22 protein-coding genes are annotated in these 21,017 nt (G+C 67.1%); 14 read left to right on the top strand and 8 right to left on the bottom strand.

Translation table 11 applies throughout. From position 1 onward, the window contains the following. Positions 1-37 precede the first annotated feature (37 nt). Positions 38-220, bottom strand: coding sequence for a hypothetical protein (locus JL11_RS17500; protein ID WP_152949872.1), 183 nt, complete (start codon positions 218-220; stop codon positions 38-40). 249 nt (positions 221-469) lie between these two features. On the opposite strand from JL11_RS17500, the gene JL11_RS08985 reads away from it, so the two are divergent. After that, positions 470-2,455, top strand: coding sequence for a TonB-dependent receptor plug domain-containing protein (locus JL11_RS08985; protein WP_054765371.1), 1,986 nt, complete (start codon positions 470-472; stop codon positions 2,453-2,455). 27 nt (positions 2,456-2,482) lie between these two features. Here JL11_RS08985 and queF read toward each other — a convergent pair whose 3' ends face one another. Together queF and JL11_RS08975 are read right to left on the bottom strand one after the other, a co-directional pair. Next, on the bottom strand, positions 2,483-2,944 hold the full coding sequence (queF, locus tag JL11_RS08980; protein ID WP_054765370.1) for a preQ(1) synthase: 462 nt from the start codon (positions 2,942-2,944) through the stop codon (positions 2,483-2,485). Positions 2,945-2,952: 8 nt separating this feature from the next. Next, positions 2,953-3,735 (bottom strand): HisA/HisF-related TIM barrel protein, encoded by a 783-nt coding sequence (locus tag JL11_RS08975; RefSeq protein ID WP_054765369.1) that lies wholly within the window; start codon positions 3,733-3,735, stop codon positions 2,953-2,955. A gap of 115 nt (positions 3,736-3,850) precedes the next feature. On the opposite strand from JL11_RS08975, the gene JL11_RS08970 reads away from it, so the two are divergent. Continuing rightward, positions 3,851-4,120: a type II toxin-antitoxin system Phd/YefM family antitoxin gene (locus JL11_RS08970; protein ID WP_054765368.1), complete on the top strand. Its 270-nt coding sequence runs from the start codon at positions 3,851-3,853 to the stop codon at positions 4,118-4,120. A 5-nt stretch (positions 4,121-4,125) separates the two neighbouring features. After that, positions 4,126-4,503, top strand: a complete 378-nt coding sequence (locus tag JL11_RS08965) for a type II toxin-antitoxin system VapC family toxin (protein WP_231681248.1) — start codon at positions 4,126-4,128, stop codon at positions 4,501-4,503. Here the strand turns inward: JL11_RS08965 and thiS are convergent, their stop codons facing one another. After that, positions 4,504-4,701 carry a sulfur carrier protein ThiS gene (gene thiS, locus JL11_RS08960; protein WP_054766899.1) on the bottom strand — a complete coding sequence of 66 codons (198 nt, stop codon included), beginning with the start codon at positions 4,699-4,701 and terminating at the stop codon, positions 4,504-4,506. Between the two features lie 370 nt (positions 4,702-5,071). Between thiS and aroQ the strand changes: the two genes are divergently transcribed. The 5 genes from aroQ to lepB all read left to right on the top strand — a co-directional run bounded on the left by aroQ (position 5,072) and on the right by lepB (position 8,957). Beyond that, positions 5,072-5,518 (top strand): type II 3-dehydroquinate dehydratase, encoded by a 447-nt coding sequence (gene aroQ, locus JL11_RS08955; RefSeq protein WP_054765366.1) that lies wholly within the window; start codon positions 5,072-5,074, stop codon positions 5,516-5,518. A gap of 47 nt (positions 5,519-5,565) precedes the next feature. Next, a complete protein-coding gene (accB, locus tag JL11_RS08950) occupies positions 5,566-6,057 on the top strand; it encodes an acetyl-CoA carboxylase biotin carboxyl carrier protein (protein WP_054765365.1) in 492 nt (163 codons plus the stop codon). A 9-nt stretch (positions 6,058-6,066) separates the two neighbouring features. Beyond that, positions 6,067-7,419 (top strand): acetyl-CoA carboxylase biotin carboxylase subunit, encoded by a 1,353-nt coding sequence (gene accC, locus JL11_RS08945; RefSeq protein ID WP_054765364.1) that lies wholly within the window; start codon positions 6,067-6,069, stop codon positions 7,417-7,419. Further along, entirely contained in the window at positions 7,416-8,102 is a 687-nt protein-coding gene (gene aat / locus JL11_RS08940; RefSeq protein WP_082382787.1) for a leucyl/phenylalanyl-tRNA--protein transferase, read from the top strand. Before accC ends, aat begins: the two co-directional genes overlap by 4 nt. A gap of 84 nt (positions 8,103-8,186) precedes the next feature. Beyond that, positions 8,187-8,957: a signal peptidase I gene (gene lepB / locus JL11_RS08935; protein ID WP_054765363.1), complete on the top strand. Its 771-nt coding sequence runs from the start codon at positions 8,187-8,189 to the stop codon at positions 8,955-8,957. A 55-nt stretch (positions 8,958-9,012) separates the two neighbouring features. On the opposite strand, the gene JL11_RS08930 is transcribed toward lepB, so the two are convergent. From JL11_RS08930 to JL11_RS08920, 3 genes are read right to left on the bottom strand one after another with little or no spacing between them, the layout of a single operon-like run. Continuing rightward, positions 9,013-9,336 carry an EF-hand domain-containing protein gene (locus JL11_RS08930; RefSeq protein ID WP_054765362.1) on the bottom strand — a complete coding sequence of 108 codons (324 nt, stop codon included), beginning with the start codon at positions 9,334-9,336 and terminating at the stop codon, positions 9,013-9,015. Positions 9,337-9,353: 17 nt separating this feature from the next. Next, positions 9,354-10,016 (bottom strand): DUF2155 domain-containing protein, encoded by a 663-nt coding sequence (locus JL11_RS08925; RefSeq protein WP_054765361.1) that lies wholly within the window; start codon positions 10,014-10,016, stop codon positions 9,354-9,356. After that, complete coding sequence (locus JL11_RS08920; RefSeq protein ID WP_054766897.1) at positions 10,013-10,405, bottom strand: NADH:ubiquinone oxidoreductase subunit NDUFA12; 393 nt, start codon at positions 10,403-10,405, stop codon at positions 10,013-10,015. The genes JL11_RS08925 and JL11_RS08920 overlap by 4 nt, the downstream gene beginning before the upstream one ends. Before the next feature lie 243 nt (positions 10,406-10,648). On the opposite strand from JL11_RS08920, the gene JL11_RS08915 reads away from it, so the two are divergent. From JL11_RS08915 to JL11_RS08900, 4 genes are all read left to right on the top strand, one after another. Beyond that, positions 10,649-13,264, top strand: coding sequence for a PAS domain-containing protein (locus tag JL11_RS08915; RefSeq protein ID WP_231681246.1), 2,616 nt, complete (start codon positions 10,649-10,651; stop codon positions 13,262-13,264). 112 nt (positions 13,265-13,376) lie between these two features. Continuing rightward, the gene (locus JL11_RS08910) at positions 13,377-15,659 is read left to right on the top strand and encodes a TonB-dependent receptor (protein WP_054765359.1); all 2,283 of its coding nucleotides are present in this window, start codon (positions 13,377-13,379) and stop codon (positions 15,657-15,659) included. Next, entirely contained in the window at positions 15,656-16,231 is a 576-nt protein-coding gene (locus tag JL11_RS08905; RefSeq protein WP_231681245.1) for a DUF2207 domain-containing protein, read from the top strand. The genes JL11_RS08910 and JL11_RS08905 overlap by 4 nt, the downstream gene beginning before the upstream one ends. 2 nt (positions 16,232-16,233) lie before the next feature. After that, positions 16,234-17,775, top strand: coding sequence for a PepSY-associated TM helix domain-containing protein (locus JL11_RS08900; protein WP_082382661.1), 1,542 nt, complete (start codon positions 16,234-16,236; stop codon positions 17,773-17,775). Here JL11_RS08900 and JL11_RS08895 read toward each other — a convergent pair. After that, positions 17,739-19,244 carry a tryptophan halogenase family protein gene (locus tag JL11_RS08895; RefSeq protein ID WP_054765358.1) on the bottom strand — a complete coding sequence of 502 codons (1,506 nt, stop codon included), beginning with the start codon at positions 19,242-19,244 and terminating at the stop codon, positions 17,739-17,741. The two genes, JL11_RS08900 and JL11_RS08895, sit on opposite strands and share 37 nt — an antisense overlap. Before the next feature lie 245 nt (positions 19,245-19,489). On the opposite strand from JL11_RS08895, the gene JL11_RS08890 reads away from it, so the two are divergent. Both JL11_RS08890 and JL11_RS08885 read left to right on the top strand, forming a co-directional pair. Continuing rightward, complete coding sequence (locus JL11_RS08890; protein WP_054765357.1) at positions 19,490-19,993, top strand: sigma-70 family RNA polymerase sigma factor; 504 nt, start codon at positions 19,490-19,492, stop codon at positions 19,991-19,993. After that, positions 19,990-20,973 carry a FecR family protein gene (locus JL11_RS08885; RefSeq protein WP_054765356.1) on the top strand — a complete coding sequence of 328 codons (984 nt, stop codon included), beginning with the start codon at positions 19,990-19,992 and terminating at the stop codon, positions 20,971-20,973. The genes JL11_RS08890 and JL11_RS08885 overlap by 4 nt, the downstream gene beginning before the upstream one ends. Positions 20,974-21,017: the final 44 nt, after the last annotated feature.

Raw genomic sequence — 21,017 nt, 5'->3', positions numbered from 1 at the left:
GCCTCGGCCCGCGATGCGACGCCCTGGGCCCTCCCTGTCAGCCGGTCTGAAGCTGGTTTTGCAGCTGGTGCTGGCGCTTGTCGCCTTTGCGCCGGCGGCGTCGGCCCACGCCTGCGCCGAAGCGAACTGCGCGGCAGTCGCTGTCGTCGGCGAAGCCGTTTCGGATCAGGACCAGGGCTGCATCGATTGCGGGCCTGCCTGCGCCAACGGCTGCTGCCACGCGCCTCACCCCGCATATAGATCAGCCCCGATCCTGATCCAGACGCCGGCTCACACAGCCGCGCGTCACGCCTGGCGTCAGTCGCCGGAACCTACGCCGGTCGATACCGCCGGCCCCGACCGCCCCCCGCGCGTCTGATCCCGCCAGGGCCGCACAGGCCCACTTCGCCTCGTCCGCGTCGTTCCGCTGCTGGGTGGAGCGCGCCTATCGTCGTCAGGGCCGGCCCGTGCGCCGGCCGAGGATCAGATCATGACCATCGCCTATCATCTCCTGGCCGGAGTCGCCTTCGCGACTCTGCTGCCCGCCGCCGCCGCCCTCGCCCAAGACCAGAGCCAGACCTCGCCATACCCGCCCCAAACACCGCCCGCCGAAGAAGTCGCGGAGCTGGAGGAGATCTTCGTCGTCTCGACCCGCTCCCGCCGCCGCGTTCAGGACGAGCCCGTCCGGATCGAGGTGCTGAACGAAGAGGAGATCGCCGAAAAGCTCATCATGCGTCCAGGCAACATCTCGATGATCCTGGCCGAAACCGGCGGGGTGCGCGTCCAGGTCACCTCCCCCGGACTGGGATCCGCCAACGTCCGCGTTCAAGGCATGAGGGGTCGCTACACTCAGTTGCTGGCCGATGGCCTGCCCCTTTACGGCGGCCAATCCTCGTCCCTGGGCCTGCTGCAGATCCCGCCCAGCGATCTGGGGCAGGTCGAGGTGATCAAGGGCGCCGCCTCAGCTCTATACGGCGGACAGGCTTTGGGCGGCGTGGTCAATCTGATCTCCCGCCGACCGGGCGAAACCCGCGAAGGCGAGTTGATCCTGAACGCCACTTCGCGCGACGGTCAGGACGTCTCGGCCTACGCCGCTGCTCCCCTGTCTTCAGACTGGAGCGGCTCCGTCCTGGCGACCTACAATCATCAGGCGATCCAGGACCTGGACGACGACGGCTGGATCGACATGGCCGGCTACACGCGCTGGTCGGCCCGGCCGCGGCTGTTTTGGAACGGCGACGACGGCGCGACCCTGTTCCTGACGGCAGGCGGCATGACCGAGCGGCGGCGGGGCGGCACGCGCGACGGCGCCCTGGCCCCCGACGGTCAGCCCTTCCGACTGGATCAGGAGACTGACCGCCTGGACGCCGGCGCCGTCTATGAACGGCCTCTGGGCGACAGCGCCTGGCTCCAGGCCCGCGCGTCCGCCGTCGAACAGAGCCACCGCCACCGGTACGGCGATCTGATCGAAGAAGACCGCCACCAGACCTTCCTGGTGGAGTCCTCCGTCTCGGCCGAGGCTATGGGCGCCGACTGGATGGGCGGCCTGGTATGGCAGGCGGATGACTACGCCTCGGACGCCTTCCCGGCCTTCGACTATCGCTACACGGCCCCGGCCGTTTTCGCCCAGGTCGAACGCGACTGGACCGAGGATCTGACGGTTTCGGCCAGCGCCCGCTATGACGACCACAGCCGCTACGGCGGTCAGTTCAGCCCGCGATTGTCCCTGCTTTGGCGACCGGGTCCGTGGACCGTGCGGGGTTCGTGGGGACGCGGCTTTTTCGCCCCTACGCCCTTCGTGGAGGAGACCGAGGCTGCGGGCCTGTCGCGGCTGGAGCCCATCGCCAATCTGGAGGTGGAAACGGCCTCGACCGCTTCGCTGGACCTGGGCTGGGCCAGAGGATCTTGGGAGACCAGCCTGACGCTGTTCGGGTCGGACATAGACGACGCAGTGCGGCTTCAGCCTGTCTCCGCCGACCGAGCGCGGCTGATCAACGTGGACGGCGTCACCCGCACCCGTGGGGTCGAGCTGCTGGGCCGCTGGCGCCGGGCGCCTTTCGTGCTCACCGCCAACTACATGTATCTGGACGCCGACGAGCCGGAGGAAGCAGGATCTGCGCGGCGCGACACGCCGATGACGCCGCGTCATTCGGCCGGCTTCGTGGCCATGTGGGAGGAACACGATCGCGGCCGCCTCGGCTTCGAGGCCTATTACACAGGCGCCCAGCCGCTGGACGACGATCCCTACCGCGATCGCGGCGAGGCCTACTGGGAGCTGGGGCTGTTGGGCGAGGTGGTTCTGGGTCGCTACCGCCTGTTCCTGAACCTGGAAAACCTTCTGGACGAACGCCAGACCCGGAGCGATTCCTTGCTCAGGCCGACCCGCACGGCGGACGGCCGCTGGACAACCGACGCCTGGGCCCCGTTGGAGGGGTTCGTCGCCAACGCCGGGGTCCGTATCCGTTTCGGCGGTTGATCCAGACGTCGCGGGCGGGGTGCGATCTCACCCCCGCCCGCGATAGGTCGGCACGCCCTGGTCCGGCAGCCACAGGCCCTCGGGCGCCGGGCCCGTCTGCCAGAAGACGTCGATCGGTATCCCCCCGCGCGGATACCAATACCCCCCGATCCTCAGCCATTTCGGCTCCAGCAGATCCGCCAGCCGCCGGCCGATGGCGACGGTGCAGTCCTCGTGGAACGCGCCGTGGTTGCGGAAACTGGTCAGGTACAGTTTCAGGCTCTTGGACTCGACCAGCCAGTCGCCCGGCGCATAGTCGATGACGATATGGGCGAAGTCCGGCTGGCCCGTCACCGGGCACAGGCTGGTGAACTCGGGCGCTGTGAACCGGGCCAGATACAGCGTATCCGCATGCGGGTTCGGCACCCGTTCCAGCACGGCCGTCTCGGGACTGGTCGGGGCGGCGGTCTGGGCGCCCAGCTGGCTGAGGTTGTCGGTGTAGTGGGTCATGGCGCGCCTCAGATCAGGCCGGCCAGGGGCGACGACGGGTCGGCGTACATCCGCTTGGGCATCCGCCCCGCCAGATAGGCGTCGCGACCGGCGATCACGGCGTGCTTCATCGCGCGCGCCATGCGGATCGGATCCTTGGCCCCGGCAATGGCGGTGTTCATCAAGACGGCGTCGCAGCCCAGCTCCATCGCCCGGGTGGCGTCCGAGGCCGTGCCCACTCCGGCGTCCACCAGAACCGGCACCTTGGCCTGTTCGACGATAAGCCGGACATTGACCTCGTTCTGGATGCCGAGCCCAGAGCCGATCGGGGCGGCGGCCGGCATGATGGCGGCGGCGCCGGCGTCTTCCAGCCGCTTGGCCATGACCACGTCGTCGGTGCAATAGACCATGACGTCGAACCCGTCCTTGATCAGCATGTCCAGGGCCCGCAGGGTCTCGACCATGTCGGGATACAGGTGGGCGGTGTTGGACAGGACCTCCAGCTTGACCAGACTCCACCCCCCCGCCTCGCGCGCCAGGCGCAGGGTGCGCACCGCGTCCTCGCCGGTGAAACAGCCGGCGGTGTTGGGCAGGAAGGTGAAACGGTCGGGCTTCACATAGTCGACCAGCATCGGCTGGTTCGGATCGGTCAGATTCACCCGGCGCACGGCCACGGTCACGATCTCGGCCCCCGCCGCCTCGGCGGCGGCGGCGTTCTGGGCGTAATCGGCGTATTTGCCGGTGCCCACGATCAGGCGTGAGGTAAAGGTGCGGCCGGCGACGGACCAGGTTTCGGGGGCTGTATCGGTCATGGGTGGTGACCTAGTCCTGTCGCGCCCGATGCGAAAGGGCGGATCGATCACGCCGCGTTGCGAGACCGGGCCAGATGAACTAGACTAAGTGGACTAAGTTCACCGGGAGCGACGCATGGAAACGGTCAACGTCCACGAGGCCAAGACCCACCTGTCGCGCCTGCTGGACCGGGCCGCCAAGGGTGAAACCATCACCATCGCCAAGGCAGGCAAGCCGATCGCCAAACTGGTTCCCATCGAGGAGACGCCGATCGACACCTCGCGTCGGTTCGGCTTCATGCGGGGTCAGATTAAAGTTCCTGACGACTTCGACACCATGGGTCAGGCCGAAATCGAGGCGATGATCTATGGTGAAGGCCTTCACGAGGGCGACGAGGGCCAATGAGGCTGTTGATCGACACTCACCTGCTGCTCTGGGCGTCGGAGGATCGCGCACGGCTTCCCGCCAAGGCGCAAGCCTTGATGGCCGATCCCGACAATCAACTGGTGTTCAGCGCGGTCAATATCTGGGAGGTCGTCGTCAAGCACGGCCTGAAGCGACCTGACTTCGACGTGGACGCCCTGGTGTTCCGCCGCCAGTTGCTGGACGCGGGTTATGAGGAAATTCCGGTGACCAGCCTGCACGCGCTGGAACTGGCAGGATTACCGCTGATCCACCGCGACCCGTTCGACCGGCTGCTTATCGCCCAGGCCATGGCCGAGGGAATGCGACTGCTGACGGCCGACCGGCAGGTCGCCTTCTACCCCGGCCCCATCCTCAAGGTCTGATCAACCGCCGCCGACGAACTGGACCAGTTCGATCCGGTCCCCCTCGGCCAGGGCGGTGACGGCGTGCAGCGACCGGGGCACGATCTCCAGATTACGCTCGACCGCCACCTTGCGGGGGTCCAGCGCCAGTTCCTCGACCAGCTCCGTCACCGTCGTCGCATAGACCTCGCGTGGATCGCCGTTGACTTGAATACGCAAACCGTCTGCCTCGATGCCCGTGTGTCGGCGTGTCATAGCGCGTTTCGGCGCGGAGGGCATGAGGCGCCGCCGCATTCACATGGCCTACCCCTATTCGTCGCCTACCCCTATTCGTCGTCCTCGGGCTTGACCCGAGGACGACGGCGGTGGGTGATGGGGAGACGGAAGGCTAGCGCCCACCAAACCCATCCGTTCTCCCCCTTTTCCCCGCCTTCTCGCCCCTCCGACGGGAAATCCGTTGACGCCCGCGCGGATGACGTTAGGTCAAGCCGTTTCCACGCTGCGCTTTGACCCGCGCCGCGCCTGAGCTACAAGGCCGGCCCTGAACCGTCAGAGGTCGCCCGATTCCGGAGCCTCGTTTCGAGAACCGATGTCCGACACGTCCGTCATCCATGTGCTGAACGGCCCTAACCTGAACCTTCTCGGGGTGCGGGAGCCGGAGATCTATGGCCGCGACACCCTGGCGGACATCGAACAGCGCTGCGTGACGGCGGCGGGCGAGGCGCAGATCGTGTTCCGCCAGACCAACCATGAAGGCGTGCTGGTGGACTGGATCCAGGAGGCGCGTGAGAAGGCGCAGGCCCTGATCCTCAACCCAGCGGCCTATGGCCACACCTCGGTCGCCCTGCACGACGCGCTGAAGACCCTGACCATACCGGTCATTGAGCTTCATCTGTCCAATCCGGCGGCGCGCGAGGCGTTCCGCCATCACTCCTATGTGTCGTCCGCGGCGACCGGCGTCATCGCCGGCTTCGGCGCGGCAGGCTATGAATTGGCCGTCCAGGCGGCCCTGACCCAGATCCGGGAACGCGCCTGAGGGCCGACCCGTTCGCAATCCAAGACGAAAGACAAAGGCGCAATCCAATGGCCGATGACAAGAAACACGCCGAGATCGACGCGTCCCTGGTTCGCCAGCTGGCCGAGATCCTGAACGAGACCGACCTGACCGAGGTCGAGGTCGAGCGCGGCGAGCTGCGCATCCGCGTGGCGCGCGAAGTCACCGTCAACGCCGCTCCGGTGCAGTACGCCGCAGCCCCGGCTCCGGCCGCTGCGCCTGCGGCCGCCGTCGCCGCGCCGGCCGCTATGCCGTCCGACCCCGCCACCATCGTCGCCCGCGCCGGCGAAGAGGTGAAGTCGCCGATGGTCGGCACCGCCTATCTGCAACCCTCGCCGGAGGCCGCGCCATTCGTTCAGCCGGGCGACAAGGTGAAGAAGGGTCAGACCCTGCTGATCGTCGAAGCCATGAAGACCATGAACCCGATCCAGGCGCCGCGCGACGGCGTGGTGGCTGAGATTCTGGTCGGCGACGCCCAGCCGGTCGAGTACGGCGAAGCCCTCGTCCTGCTGGAAGCCTAAGGCGCCCTGATGTTCACCAAAGTCCTGATCGCCAATCGCGGCGAGATCGCGCTTCGCATTCATCGGGCGTGCAAGGAGATGGGCATCTCCACCGTCGCCGTGCACTCCGAAGCCGACCGCGGCGCCATGTGGGTGCGGCTGGCCGATGAGAGCGTCTGCATCGGTCCCGCCTCGGCGGCCAAATCCTATCTGAACATCCCGTCGATCATCGCGGCGGCCGAGATCACCGGGGCCCAGGCGATCCACCCCGGCTACGGCTTTCTGTCGGAGAACGCGCGGTTCGCCGAGATCGTCGGCGCCCACGGCCTGACCTTCATCGGCCCCAAGCCCGAGCATATCCGGGTGATGGGCGACAAGATCACCGCCAAGCAGACCGTCAAGGATGCGGGCATTCCCGTCGTCCCCGGTTCGGACGGCGAGGTGGAAACGGTCGAAGCCGCCATCGAGGCGTCCAAATCGATCGGCTTCCCCCTGATCGTCAAGGCGGCGGCCGGCGGCGGCGGACGCGGCATGAAGGTGGCCCTGACGCCTGACGATCTGGTCGAGGCGGTTCAGACCGCCCAATCCGAGGCCAAGGCGGCCTTCGGCAACGGCGCCGTCTATATGGAGCGCTACCTCCAGAAGCCACGCCACATCGAGATTCAGGTCATCGCCGACAGCCACGGCAATGTCGTCCACCTGGGCGAACGCGACTGCTCGCTGCAGCGCCGTCACCAAAAGGTGCTGGAAGAGGCCCCCTCGCCCGCACTCTCTGCTGAAGGCAGAAAGAAGATCGGCGAGACGGTCAACAAGGCCATCGCCGCCATCGGCTATCTGGGCGTCGGCACGATCGAATTCCTCTGGGAGGACGGCGAGTTCTTCTTCATCGAGATGAACACCCGCCTGCAAGTCGAGCATCCGGTTACGGAAATGATCACCGGCGTCGATCTGGTCCGCGAACAGGTGCGGATCGCGGCCGGTCTGCCGCTGTCCTTCACCCAGGAGGACATCAAGTTCCAGGGCCACGCCATCGAGGTGCGGATCAACGCTGAAAACCCGGAGACCTTCACGCCCTCGCCGGGCAAGGTCACCGACTTCCACGCGCCGGGCGGCCTGGGCGTGCGGCTGGATAGCGCCATCTACGCCGGCTATTCGATCCCGCCCTATTACGACAGCCTGATCGGCAAGCTGATCGTCCACGGCCGCGACCGCGAGGAGGCCATCGCCCGCCTGAAGCGGTCGCTGAATGAGGTCGTGGTCGGCGGCGTGGACACCACCATCCCCCTGTTCCAGCGCCTGTTGGCCGAGCCCGACATCCTGTCCGGCGACTATGACATCCACTGGCTGGAGAAGTGGGCCGCCCGTCAGAAGGGCGACGCCTGACCGACCCCGACTACAGCGCCAGCGGGCCGTTCGGCGGCTTCGGCCCCGAGGACCTGCTGGCCTGTTACGCCCGGGGCGTGTTTCCCATGGCCGATTCGCGCGACGATCCGCGTGTCTTCATCATCGAGCCCGAGCAGCGCGGCGTCATCCCGCTGGATGGCTTCCATATCCCCACCCGCCTGCGCCGCACCGTCCGAAGCGAACCCTTCGAGGTACGGGTCGATACGGCCTTCGAGGCTGTGCTGGAGGGCTGTGCCGCGGCGCAGGGCCCCGAGCGCCAGGACACCTGGATCAACGCCCCGATCCGCCGCCTGTACGCCGCCCTGTTCGCCCAGGGCCATGTCCATTCGATCGAATGCTGGAAGGACGAACGGCTGGTGGGGGGCCTGTACGGCGTATCCCTGGGCGGCGCCTTCTTCGGCGAAAGCATGTTCAGCCGCGAGCGGGACGCCTCAAAAGTCGCCTTGGTCCATCTGGTCGCACGGTTGAGAAAGGGTGGCTGGAGCCTGCTGGACGCCCAGTTCCTGACCGAACACCTCAGCCAGTTCGGGGCGGTCGAGACGCCCCAGGCGGCCTATCTGCGTCGCCTGAAGCCGGCGCTCAGGACTGTCGTCGACGAGACCGCCCTGTGGGGGCCGATGAGCGGCGCCGAGGCCGTCGCGCTGGCGACCGCGGGCGGCTGATTTCCGGCTGTCCGGACACGCTATTCCGGCGTCCGGACAGGTTCGCGCTGGCGACGGCGTAAGGGATGCGGCCTCTTCAGGCGCATGACCCAAGCCGCTTCAAACACCCCGCCCCTCCCCGCACGCGCCCTCTGGCGCGACGCGTTTGAGATTGCTGTGACAGTGATCGTCGCCCTCGTGTTGGCCACGGCCTTTCGCACCATCGCCTATCAGCCCTTCACCATTCCCAGCTCCTCGATGGAGCCGGGACTGGTGGTCGGCGACTACATCGTCGTCTCCAAATTCGCCTATGGCTGGAGCAGGGCCTCCCTGCCCGCAGGCCGTCCAGAAGGCGAGGGTCGGCTGGGTCAGCGTCAGCCCCGGCGGGGCGACGTCGTCGTCTTCCGCCTGCCGCGCGATCCGGATCAGGTTTGGATCAAACGGGTGATCGGACTGCCGGGCGACGCGGTTCAGGTGCGGGGCGGAACCGTCTTCGTCAATGACCGACCTATCCCCCAGACCCGGCTGGGCATCACCCAAGACCATGACGATCCGGCCCGCACGGTGCGGTTGGTGGCGGAGACCCTGCCCAACGGCAAACACTATGTCACCTATGACGGCGGTCCCGAGCTGCCCGGCGACGACACCGAAATCTATCGGGTGCCGGCCGGCCGTTATCTGATGATGGGCGACAATCGCGACAACTCGCTGGACGGGCGCTGGCCCGCCTCGGTCGGGGTCGGTCTGTTGCCCGCCCAGAACATCATAGGGAGAGCGGAGTTCATCGCCTGGTCCTGGAAGCCGGGCGCGGCCCTGGTCAAGCCCTGGACCTGGACCCAGTTGCGCGGAGGCCGGTTCTTCGTCCCGATCCGTTAGAGCCTGATCCGTTGAGGAGGAACCGCGAAGCGGTTCCGTCCGAAACGATCATGCTCTAGCGGGCGCGGAACTCTTCGAAGCTAAGACGGCCGTCATGGTCGCGGTCCAGGCGATCAAAGGCGGTTCGGGTCGGCGTCACGCTCTCAGCCAGGGACGGCGCGGCGACGCCCCCCAGGGCCAGGGCGGCCAGAACCGCCGCCAGGAGCAGGCGGCCGTCGAACCGGCGTGGACGCGCGGCCAGTTCGGCGTCGATGAAACGGCGAAGCACGTCGCTGGCGGTGCGGCCCTCGGCGCGGCAACGCGCCATGAAGGCCGTCTTGGTGTCGTGCGGCAGACGGATTTCGATGGTCTCCGTCTTCTTCAGCGGCCGAGGCGCCATGTCGCCGCCCGCCCCGCTCAGTTCTTACAGCCTACGACCCAGGCGTCGTAGTTCGGGTGCTGAAGCCCGCTGACGGCCGGAGACGAGGCGAACATCCAACCGCGGAAGACTTGGCGCGGCTCGGCCGAGGCGGCGCCTCGGCTCTGAACCGCGACCTGAAGATAGGCGATGGCGTCTTCGGTCAGTTCGTCGGGCGTGGAGACTTCGCAGGCGCGGGCGGTGAAGATCAGATTCTTGTTGAACCGGACCGGCCGACCGCCGACCTCGACCTCGAACTTCATCGTCTCGGCCGTGGTCTTGTCCAGGGCCTGGATGACGGCGAACTTGCGCCGCTGACGGCGGGCTGGAGTCTCGGGCTGTTCGATCGGCTTTTCGGCCACCGGCGCTTCCGCCTCGACCTCTTCCTCGGCTTTTTCGGCCACGGCCGCGTCCTCGGCGATTTGAACCGACGGTGGAGGAGAGACGGCGATCGGCGCGCGAGGCGCAGGCGTGCCAGAGGGGGCCGTCTCGGTCGGGACGGCCGGCGTCGCCGGCGTGTTTCTCAGGATTTCGCCGATCGGATCCTGTTGAACCGGACGCGCGTCGCGGGGCGCATCCTGAAGGACGCTGGCGGTGACCGCCCCGGCGCTGAGCGCCAGCACGAGGCTCGCCCCAGCCGTCAGCAGCCGATTCCGTCTCACTCGGGCGTCCAGGCCTGATAATCGCCCGTGGCCGCCGGGCGCTTGGCCTCTGCGGCCAACGAGCCCTGCGGACGCCAAGCCATGGGCGTGCCCGTCAGATTGGGCAGATGGTCCTTTTCCCACGGGCGGCGCAACAGGGGCGCCTCGGTCGGCGGCAGGTCAAAGGTGTAACGCAGCCAGCCGTGCCAGTCCGGCGACACCTTCGTGGCGTCTGCATAGCCTTCATAGACGACCCAGCGACGCTTGCGGCCGTCATAGCTGGAGTGGTCCTTGGCCTCGTAATATTTGTTGCCGAACTCATCGGTCCCGACGAAGCGGCCGCGCTTGGCGATCGTAAACAGGGTGCCGATCGTGGCCCCATTCCACCAGGCGAAAATTTTGTTCAGCACGTCGTCAAACCCACGCGAAAAGACGCCGCGGGCGAAACCCCGACGGTCGGGCGCGATCATAGAAACCCCAGCCCCGTTCGTCCAGCATTGAGGCGCGTCCACGGCGGCCGGCCGCTTTCGATCCTTTCCGCGCGACGCGAGGGGAAAGGATCAAACCTAAACCTGTGAATCTGTTTAGAACCGAACTGCCCTCGGGGGTGTTCTAAGCGTCGCCCTTCGGCGGATCACTTGAGGATGCGAGATTTGGACAAGGACAGGCGGAACGCCAACGACGGTCAGGTGGAGGCCCTGGACGCCGAGCGAATCGCCGATGAGGTCGCTGGAATCGACCGCGGGACCGATCCCTTCGTCGCCGCCGTGCGGGCGACCCGCATGCCGATGATCGTGACCAACCCTCGTCTGCCGGATAATCCGGTCGTCTTCGCCAACGACGCCTTCTGCCGGTTGACCGGCTATGAGCGGTCCGAAATTCTCGGTCGAAACTGCCGGTTCCTGCAAGGGCCGGAGACTGAGCCGGAGACGGTCAAGCGCATCCACAGGGCTGTGAAAGACGCCGCGCCGATCGAGATCGACATCCGCAACTATCGCAAGGACGGGTCCGCCTTCTGGAACCGCCTGTTGCTTGCGCCGGTCTATGACGGCTACGGCGACCTGGCCTATTTCTTCGCCAGTCAGTTGGACGTCACACGCGACCGGGAAAAGGTCGAGGGGCTGAAATCCCGCAACGCCGCCCTGTCGGCGGAGCTGACGAACCGCCTGACCCTTGCGCAGGAACGCGAGCGCGAACTTGAGCTGGCGATGGCCGCCGGCGGGCTGGGCGCCTGGAGCGTGGATGTCGCCAGCCGATCCTTGGCGGCCTCGGAGGCCTACAAGGCCCTGCTGGGATGGCCGAGCGATCGGCCGATGACCTATGAGGATCGTCAGTCGCTGATCCACCCTGAGGATCGCGACGCCGTTCGCGCCCAGAGCGACGCCACGATTAACGACGGCGCGGACTACGACATCACCCACCGCATCGTCACGCCCCAGGGCGAAACCCGCTGGATGAAGGCGCGCGGCGTGCTGATCAGCGATGCGGACGGCGCGCCGCTTCGTATCGCGGGCGTGACCCAGGACATCACCCGCGAAGTGCGGTCCCAGAAGATGCGGACCGCCCTGGTGGAGCTGTCGGACGCCCTGCGCGATCTGGACGACCCCGCCGACATCTCCTACGCAGCGGCCCAGGTTCTGGGCCGCACCCTGGAGGTCAGCCGCGCCGGTTACGGCCTGGTCGATCGACAGGCCGAGACGATCACCATCGACCGCGACTGGAACGCGCCTGGAATAAAGACGCTGGCCGGCGTGCTGCACTTCCGCGACTACGGCTCCTACATCGAGGAGCTGAAGCGCGGCGAGACCGCCGTGATCGCCGACGCGCGGCTGGACCCCCGCACGTCCCAGACGGCCCAGGCGCTGGAGGCCATCAGTGCGCGCGCCTTCGTCAACATGCCCTTGACCGAACAGGGCGGTCTGGTGGCCCTGCTCTATCTGAACCACGCCACGACCCGTGCATGGCCTGAAGACGAAATGGCCTTCATCCGCGACGTGGCCGAGCGGACTCGCGCCGCGACGGAACGCCGACGGGTCGAGCGCAACCTCGCGGACCTGGCGGCTTCTCTGGAACGTCAAGTCGAAGAGCGGACCGCCGCCTTGATGAAGAGCGAGGAGGCTCTGCGCCAATCCCAGAAGATGGAGGCGGTCGGACAGCTCACCGGCGGCATCGCCCATGACTTCAACAATCTGCTGACGGGCATAACCGGAAGCCTGGATCTGTTGGCCAAGCGGCTGGCCGAAGGGCGGATCAATGAGGCGGATCGCTTCATCACCGCCGCCCAGGGCGCCGCGCGCCGCGCCTCGTCCCTGACTCACCGCCTGCTGGCCTTCTCGCGTCGCCAGACCCTGGCCCCTCGCCCCACCGATCTGGCCCGGCTGGCGAGGGGGATGGAGGAGCTGATCCAGCGCACCATGGGGCCGGGCATCACCGTCGAAGCCGTGCACGGGGGCGGTCTGTGGCCCGTGCTGGTGGATCCGGGTCAGTTGGAAAACGCCTTGCTGAACCTGTGCATCAACGCCCGAGACGCCATGCCCGAGGGCGGCAAACTGACCATCGAAAGCGGCAATCGCTGGCTGGATGAGCGGGTGGCGGCGGAATGCGAACTGCCGCCGGGCCAATATGTGTCGCTGTGCGTGTCCGACACGGGCGAAGGCATGACGCCGGACGTCGTGGCCAAGGCCTTCGAACCCTTCTTCACCACCAAGCCGATCGGCCAGGGCACGGGGCTGGGCCTGTCGATGATCTATGGATTCGCCCGCCAGTCAGGCGGACAGGTCCGAATCTATTCGGAACCGGGCCAAGGGACGATGGTCTGCCTGTACCTGCCCCGCCACCTGGGCGCGGCCGAAGCGCCCGAGCCGACGCCGAGCGCCGCCGACACGCCCCAGGCGACGGCGGGCCAGACGATCCTGATCGTGGACGACGAACCGACGGTGCGGATGCTGGCCTCGGAAGTCCTGGGTCAGTTGGGTTACGCGACCATGGAGGCCGAGGACGGAAAGGCCGGCCTCGCGACGCTGAACACCGACCGCCCCATCGATCTCCTGATCACCGACGTCGGCTTGCCTGGCGGGATGAACGGCCGCCAAGTGGCCGACGCTGCGCGCGCGGTCCGGCCCGATCTGAAGGTGTTGTTCGTCACCGGCTATGCCGAGAACGCCGTCCTCAGCCACGGCCACCTCGACCCGGGAATGCACATACTGACCAAGCCCTTCGCCATGGACGAACTGGCCCGGCGGGTTAAGGCCATCCTCACCGCCGACTGAGAGCCGATCCGCCGAAACATCGGAACGGCTCAGATTATTTTGAGAATGCGATTGACTCGCATTACTGGCCCTTTTACGGCGCTCCGCACGAACTCAGCGAGCGGGGGATGCCATGTCGCGACTTCACCTTCTGGCCTCTACGGCCATCGCCGTTCTGGCTCTGAGCCCGCTTGGGGCCAGGGCGCAAACGGTCGATCAGACGACGACGCTGGATGAGATCGTCGTCACCGGCGAAAAGACGGATCGCTCGTTGCAGGACACCCCGACCAGCGTCGGCGTCGTCACCGCGCGCCGGATCAACCAAGAAGCCATCCAGTCGCTGGCCGAAATCTTCCAGCGCACCGCCAACATGTCCGAGACCTACGGCCACAACGGCTTCACTATTCGGGGCATCAACAACAACGGCGTGTCGGGCGGCGGCGACTCTTCCCTGGCGACCATCTATGTCGATGGCGCGCCCCTGCCCGCCGCCATCACGTTCAACGGTCCGACCGACGTCTGGGACATGCGTCAGGTGGAGGTCTTCCGCGGACCGCAATCGACGCTGCAAGGTCTGAACGCCCTGGCCGGCGCCGTGGTGATGCGGACCGTGGACCCGACCTTCGACTGGGACTTTCGCACCCGCGCCACCATCGCCTCGCCTGACGAAACCACATTGGCGGTCGCCGGAGGCGGGCCTCTTATCGCGGACGAGCTGGCGTTCCGCCTGTCGGCTGAAAAGCGGGACGGCGACGGCTTCACGCACAATGTGACCCTGGACCAGCCTGAAGACCCGGTCGACAGTCTGACGGTGCGGGGGCGGCTGCTTTGGACGCCCAAGGCTCTGCCGGGGTTCGAGGCGCGCCTGGGCTACACCCGGTTCGAAAGCGACGGCGGCTACCTGTTCGTCTACACCAACACCAATGCGCCGGACTTCTACGAGAACCGGCAGGCTTTCTCGGACACGGCCAACCTGAGCCATGTCGAGGCCGATCTGGCGACCCTTGAGCTAACCCAAAGGCTGTCCGACCGACTGTCGATCTCGGCCGTGACCTCCTGGAGCGATGTGGCCCAGCGTGTTCAGTACGACGGCGACGGGACGGCCCAGGCCGTCAGCTACGGCAAGAACGGCGACGACTTCGAGACCCTGACCCAGGAGTTGCGCTTCAACTATCAAGGCGACCGTCTGCACGGCCTGATCGGCGCCTTCTATTATGATCGCGATCAGAGGCGCATTTCGGCCAGCCGCACCGACGTGCCGACGCCGGTCAACACCATTGCGGGCCTCCTGAGCGCCGGCGGCTTCCCGACCTCCGCCGCAGCCGCCATCGCCGCCCAATACGCCGCCGTCCTGCCCGTCATTCCCGTGGACTATACGGGCGATTTTCCGGCCCAGGTCACGACCTACGCCCTGTTCGGCGACGGCGAGTGGAACCTGACCGACCGCCTGTCGATCGTGGGCGGCTTCCGCTGGGATCATGAGGAAAACACCACCCAGGTCACGCAATCAGCCCGGTTCGCCGGCGTCTATCCCGATCCGGCGGCCTTCGGCGCGGCGGGTTCGCCCCTGTATCTGGCTGTGACCGGAATCAATGCCGGGGTGGCCGCCATGGTGGCCCAAGCGGGATCGGCCACGCCCCCCGCCACGCGAGAGTTCGAGGCCTTTCTGCCCAAGCTGGGCGTACTCTACGACCTGACGCCGGACGTGACCGCAGGTTTCGTCGTCCAGCGCGGCTATCGTTCCGGCGGATCCAGCAGCAATACGGCCCGATCCCAGCTGTTCGCCTATGATCCCGAATACACTTGGAATTATGAGGCGTCCCTGCGCTCCGCCTGGCTGGACGGCGCCCTGACCGTCAACGCCAACGCCTACTATGTCGATTGGACCGACCAGCAGGTCTATGTGAACTTCGGCATCAACCTGTACGACAGCCACACGGTCAACGCCGGTCGGTCGCATCTGTACGGCTTCGAGATCGAGACGGCGCACCGGCTTTCGTCCACCTTCGACTGGTACGCCTCCGCCGGTTACACCCGCACCCAGTTCGACGAGTTCACGACCACGGTGAACGGCCAGACCAGCGATCTGACCGGCTCGGAGTTTTCGTTCGCCCCCCGTTGGACCCTGGCCCTGGGCGGCAACTACCGCTGGGGCGACGGCTTCGTCGCCAATCTGAACGCCAACTATCGATCCGAGGTGTTCACCAGCACCGGATTCAGCCAGGGCGACAGCCGCGTCAGCGGCCGCACCCTGGTCAATGGAAAGATCGGCTATGAGACCGGCCCCTGGGGCGCCTATGTCTACGCCAAAAACCTCTTCGACGAACACTATATGAGCTACGACCGCGCCCAGACGAACCAGGCCGTTCTGGGTGATCCGCGGGTCGTCGGCCTGATGCTTCAGGCGCGCTGGTGAGCCCCGAGGCGACCACCCTCCTCGCGTCGATCCCCCTGATCGCCGGCGGGGTCGGCGGGGCGCGGCTGCTGCGCCGCGCCTGGGGGGATCGCTCGGCGCGCCGCCCGTTTTGGATCGTCGGCGGCTGGGCGCTGCTGGCGACACTTACCTTCGCATCCGCCTTCTGGCTGGGGCCGGCGCGCGGTCCCTTCATCGCCGTGACGCTGATCTCGGTCTGCGTCCTTCTGGTGGTGGCCTGGGGCATGGAGCGGCGCACCGCGCGCGGACGGGCCGAACGCAGCCTGGCGCCCGAACCGTCCAACCGAGGCGCCAAGGCCTGGCGCGGCTGGCTTCGGGCTCTTCTGGCCGGACCGATCGGCATGATCGCCGCCATGGGCACCGCCATCGCCTTCGTCGCCTTCTGTCCGGGCGCGGCCGAGACCCGGCTGGTGCTGGGCGGGCTGCTGGCGCCCCTGCTGTGGGGCGCCGCCATGGCCTGGACCCTGGCCGACGACAAGATCCTGCGCGCCACCGCCGTCCTGGTCGGCGTCAGCCTGGCGACCTTCGCCGCCGCCATGCTCAAGGGGTTCTGACGATGAAGGACAACCGCCTCGATCCAAAGAAGGCCGGCAAGCCCATCTGGCCCAAGGTCCCGGCTGGATTCGTCCGGTCCGTCCTGGCAGGCCACTCCGCCCTCGGCCTGGCCTTCGCAGCCTTGATCTATCTGGTCTGTTTCTCAGGATCGGTCGCCGTCTTCGCGCGGGAGTTCCAGCGTTGGGAACAGCCGAATGCGACGCCCATCGCCGCAGTGACGCCGGCCGCCCTGCAGACCGCCATGGAACAGGCCATCGCTCGTTCCTCGACGACGGTGGAGCATGTCCGCATCCTGCCCCCCACCCCGGACCTGCCTCGCTTGACGGTGAGCACGGACGCCGACGGCGTGGAGCATACCTACGCCGCGGATGCGGCCGGGCGACTGGGGGATGAAGGCGAGGCCGTCTGGACTGAGTTCATGGTCCTGCTGCACACCGCCCTGCATCTGCCCCGCGCCTGGGGTGGCTTCGTCGTAGGCCTGACGGGGGTCGCCCTTCTGTCCTCGCTGATCTCTGGCGTCCTGGCCCATCCGCGCGTGTTCAAGGACGCCTTTCATCTACGCTGGGGCGGCGCCAAGCGGCTGCAGGAAGCCGATCTGCACAATCGGGCGGGTGTGTGGGCCCTGCCCTTTCACGTCATCGTCTCGCTGACGGGCGCCCTGTTGGGCCTCAGCACCCTCATCGTCGGAATTCTGGCCCTGGCCATGTTCCAGGGCGACACCTCCAAGGCCTACGCCCTGTTCGTTCCGGTCATTCCCGACGATCCGCGCCCGGCCGTCGCCCCGCCCGATCTGGCCGCCGCCGTCGAGGCGGCCCAGCGGCTGGCGCCCGATGCGCGGCCGACCTTCATCAGCATCGAACATCCTGCCGAACAGGGACAGACGGTCGTGGTCAATGTCGCCAAACCCAATCGGGTGATGGCGGGCTCCAACCTCTATTTCGACGGACGGGGTCGCCTGCTCGACATCAGCCGCACGGCTGAGCCGAACCTGGGGCAAAAGATCCTGGCCTCCCTGGGGCCGCTGCATTTCGGCTGGTTCGGCGGCATCGTCGTCAAGATCGCCTATGGACTGCTGGGTCTGGCCTTGACGGCGGTGACGGCCAGCGGCGTCGCCATCTGGCTGGCGCGGCGACGCGACAAGGGCCGCCCCGCCCCGCGATGGGAACGGATCTGGATCGGCGCCGTCTGGAGCCAACCCCTCGCCTTCGCCGCCTCGGCCCTTATTGTCCTGGGCTTGTCCTCCACCGCCGCCTCGACGCCCCTGCTGGTCTGGGGTCTGGTGACGGGGACGACCCTGGGACTGTCAGTCTGGGTCGAACCGGCGCGCTTGTCGCGCATCCTGCGGCTCGTCTCCGCCGTCGCCCTGGGGCTGGTCGTGCTGACACACCTGGTTCGCCACGGCGCCCATTACGAAGACTCCGCCGCCTGGGCCATGAACGGCGCCCTGGCCGCCATCGCTGCCGTCCTGGCCTGGACGGTTCTAAGGCCTGCAATCCGCCGGACGAGTCAGGCGGCGACCGCGGAACAGACCCGGGCCACATAGTCGGCGTGGGACGGCATGACCGCCACGCATTTGCCGATCACCGTCTCCACATCGTTCAGGAACCGCTCGATCTCCGCTTCGGGCGTGACGTCGACCAGCGGATCATAGCCGGCGGGGATCACACCCTGGCCCAGGAAGACCTGGATCCAGCTTTCCTCGGTGAACAGCTCGTCGTCCTCGCGGAAGACCCGGCCGTTGGCGCGGAACAGGTCCATCTTGCGCTGGAGGGTGTCGGGAACGGCCATGTCGCGGCAATCCCGCCAGAAGGGCGTGTCGTCCCGATAGGTCGCCTTGTAATGCAGGATGACGAAGTCGCGGATCCGCTCATATTCAAAGTCCATCTGACGATTGAACTCGGCGATGGTGGTCGGGTCGAAACCGCCGTCCGGCATCAGTCGCACCAGACGGGTCAGGACCGACTGGATCAGATGCAGGCTGGTGGATTCCAAAGGCTCCAGAAAACCGGAGGCCAGACCGGCCGCGACGCAGTTCTTGTTCCAGACCTGGCGTCGCTTGCCCGCGACGAAACGGATGCGATTGGGTTCGGCCAGCTGATCCCCATCCAGATTGGACAGCAGAATCCGTTCGGCCTCCGCCTCGTCCATATAGCGGCTGGAATAGACGTGGCCGTTGCCGGTGCGGTGCTGCAACGGAATGCGCCACTGCCATCCGGCCGGCCGGGCGGTGGCGCGCGTGTAGGGGGTGAAGGGTTCGGTGCGGGCGCAGGGCACGGCCAAGGCCCTGTCGCAGGGCAGCCAATGGGTCCAGTCCTCATAGCCGGTCTTCATCGCCTCTTCGATGATCAGGCCGCGAAAGCCCGAGCAGTCGATGAAGAGATCGGCCGCCTCCACCGCCCCGTCCTCCATCGTCACTGACTGGACGAAGCCGTCGTCGGGCCGCAACTGAACCGAGGCGATCTTGCCCTCGCGCCGTCGCACCCCCGCCGCCTCCGACAGGCCGCGCAGATATTTGGCGTAAAGACCGGCGTCAAAATGGAAGGCATGGGCGATATGGCCCAGCGGCGAACCATTTCTCTGGGGATCGGCCCGCATGAAACGGTTCTGCAAGGCCGCCGCCGTATTGATCGAATAGGCGGCGAAGTCCGACGCGCGACCCGCAGCGCGCATCTTCAGCCAGTACTGGTGGCAGCGCAGCCATTCCAGATCGCGCCCGATGACGCCGAAGCCGTGGATGTAGCTGGAGCCGATCCGGTCCCAGTCGATGAACTGGATGCCCAGTTTGAAACTGGCCTGGGTCCGCCGCATGAAGTCGACCTCGTCCAGACCGATCAGCGCGTTGAAGGTCTTGATGGCCGGAATGGTCGCTTCGCCCACGCCGACCGTGCCGATCGCTTCCGATTCGATCAGGGTGATGTCGTAAAGCCCCCGAAACAGTCGGGAGAACAAGGCCGCCGCCATCCAGCCGGCCGAACCGCCCCCGACGATCAGGATCTTCTTCAACTGGCGCACGCTGGCATTTCCCCGTTTTTCCGGCAGGTTGGCAGCAAGCGACGCGACTCGGCAAGAGCGGCGATCGCGGCAATTCGGGCGATGCGTCCAGAGACGTCACCCCCGTCGTCGGCCCTTCTGGTCAATGACCACCTGACCGTCTTGGCCGGCGAAGGGCGTCGCCGCGATTATTCGCCGGACTGTTTTCGGAACGTCATCGTTGAGCCGTAAAAGCGCGGCCCAACGGGTGGGCCCGCGGAGGTGGGATGTCGGTTCAGGATCTGGGTGCGGGACGACTGCTGGCCAAAAACGCCGTGCGTCTGCGCGCCTTCGTCCGCAGCCGCGTCCACAATGATGCGGACGCCGACGACATCAGTCAGGAGGCCTACGCCCGCGTCCTGGCGCGATCTCAGGCTGCGCCGCTGAAGGATCCGGTGGCCTACGCCTTCCGGGTGGCCCTGAATCTGCTGAGCGATCGCAGGCGCCTCGCCTCTCCCTCGGCCGGAGAGGCGATCGACGAGGCGGCGGCGTCGGACGCCCCCTCTCCATTCGAGGTTCTCGACATGAAGCAGAGAGCGGACCTTTTCACCCGTGCGCTTCAGCGCATGCCGCGGCTGAGGCGCGAAGTCTTCGTGCTGAGACAGTCAGCTGATCTCAGCTACGCTGAGATCGCCACACGGCTGAACATTTCAGTCGAGGCGGCCCAGAAACACTTCAGCCGCGCGGCCGTCGAGGTCCGCCGCGCGGTGGACATGGAGCGCACCCGATGAGGCCGTCTGCGCCCACCCCGGAAGAACAGGCCGCCCTGTGGGCGGACCGGCGCCGCTGCGGCGAGATGGACGCAGCGGCTGACCAGGCGCTGCGCGCCTGGCTTGCGGAGGCCCCGGACCGCGCGCGCCTGTTGGACGCCCAGGAGCGCCTACTGACCGATCCCGCCCTTGCCGCGGTCAGTGCGAGATTGGCGGCCGAAGCCGGACGTTCTGGGCGCGTCGGCCTCCATCCTGCGCCTCGGTTGTTCCACCGCTGGTCTTCACGGCTTTGGGTTGGCGGCTTAGCGGCGGCGGCCTGCGCGGCGCTGGCCGTGCTGATGTGGCCGTCCGCGCCCGTCGTCGTCGAACAAAGGCTGGAGGGCGTGGCGGGGCAAAGTCTTCAGGCGGCGCTCGAGGACGGCTCCCTGATCCAGCTCAACGGCGACAGCCGCGTCCGCACGGCCTTCGGACCGGAGCGGCGCGACGTCTGGCTCAGCGGCGAAGGCTTCTTCTCAGTGGCCAAGGACGCCAAACGTCCGTTTTCCGTCCTTACGGCGACCCACCGCATCACGGCCCTGGGCACGCGCTTCAACGTCGATGAACGCAGCGGCGGGGCGGTGGAGGTCACGGTTCTGGAAGGTCGGGTCGAGGTGGTTCCACTGAACCATCCCGAGCGCCGCCAGGTTCTGAACGCCGGCCGCCGATTGCTGAGCGACGGCGCCGCCGGGCCGATCCAGCGGCTGGACGCCGATGTGACGACGCCGGACTGGACCGAGGGATGGATCGACGCGGACAATATGAGCCTGGCCGACCTGCTGATCGAGTTGAAGCGCCGATCGCCGGGGCTGAAGGCCGAGTTGGCCGATCCCGCCTTGAGCCGCCGCCGGATCAGCGGGCGGTTCGCCGCCTCTGAGCCTCAGGACGTCCTGACCACCATCGCGGACATGCAGGGCCTGACCCTTCGCAGGGATGCCTCCGGCCGTCTGCTGATCGAGCGGTGAGCCAGGCATGGGGGCGGGCCGTGCAAGGCTGTGGAGCGCCGTAG

Origin of the sequence: Brevundimonas sp. DS20, from assembly GCF_001310255.1 — a bacterium.
Taxonomy (GTDB): Bacteria; Pseudomonadota; Alphaproteobacteria; order Caulobacterales; family Caulobacteraceae; genus Brevundimonas; species Brevundimonas aurantiaca.
The sequence above is the reverse complement of the archived record's forward strand: the minus strand, read 5'-3'. Positions and strand labels throughout refer to the sequence as shown.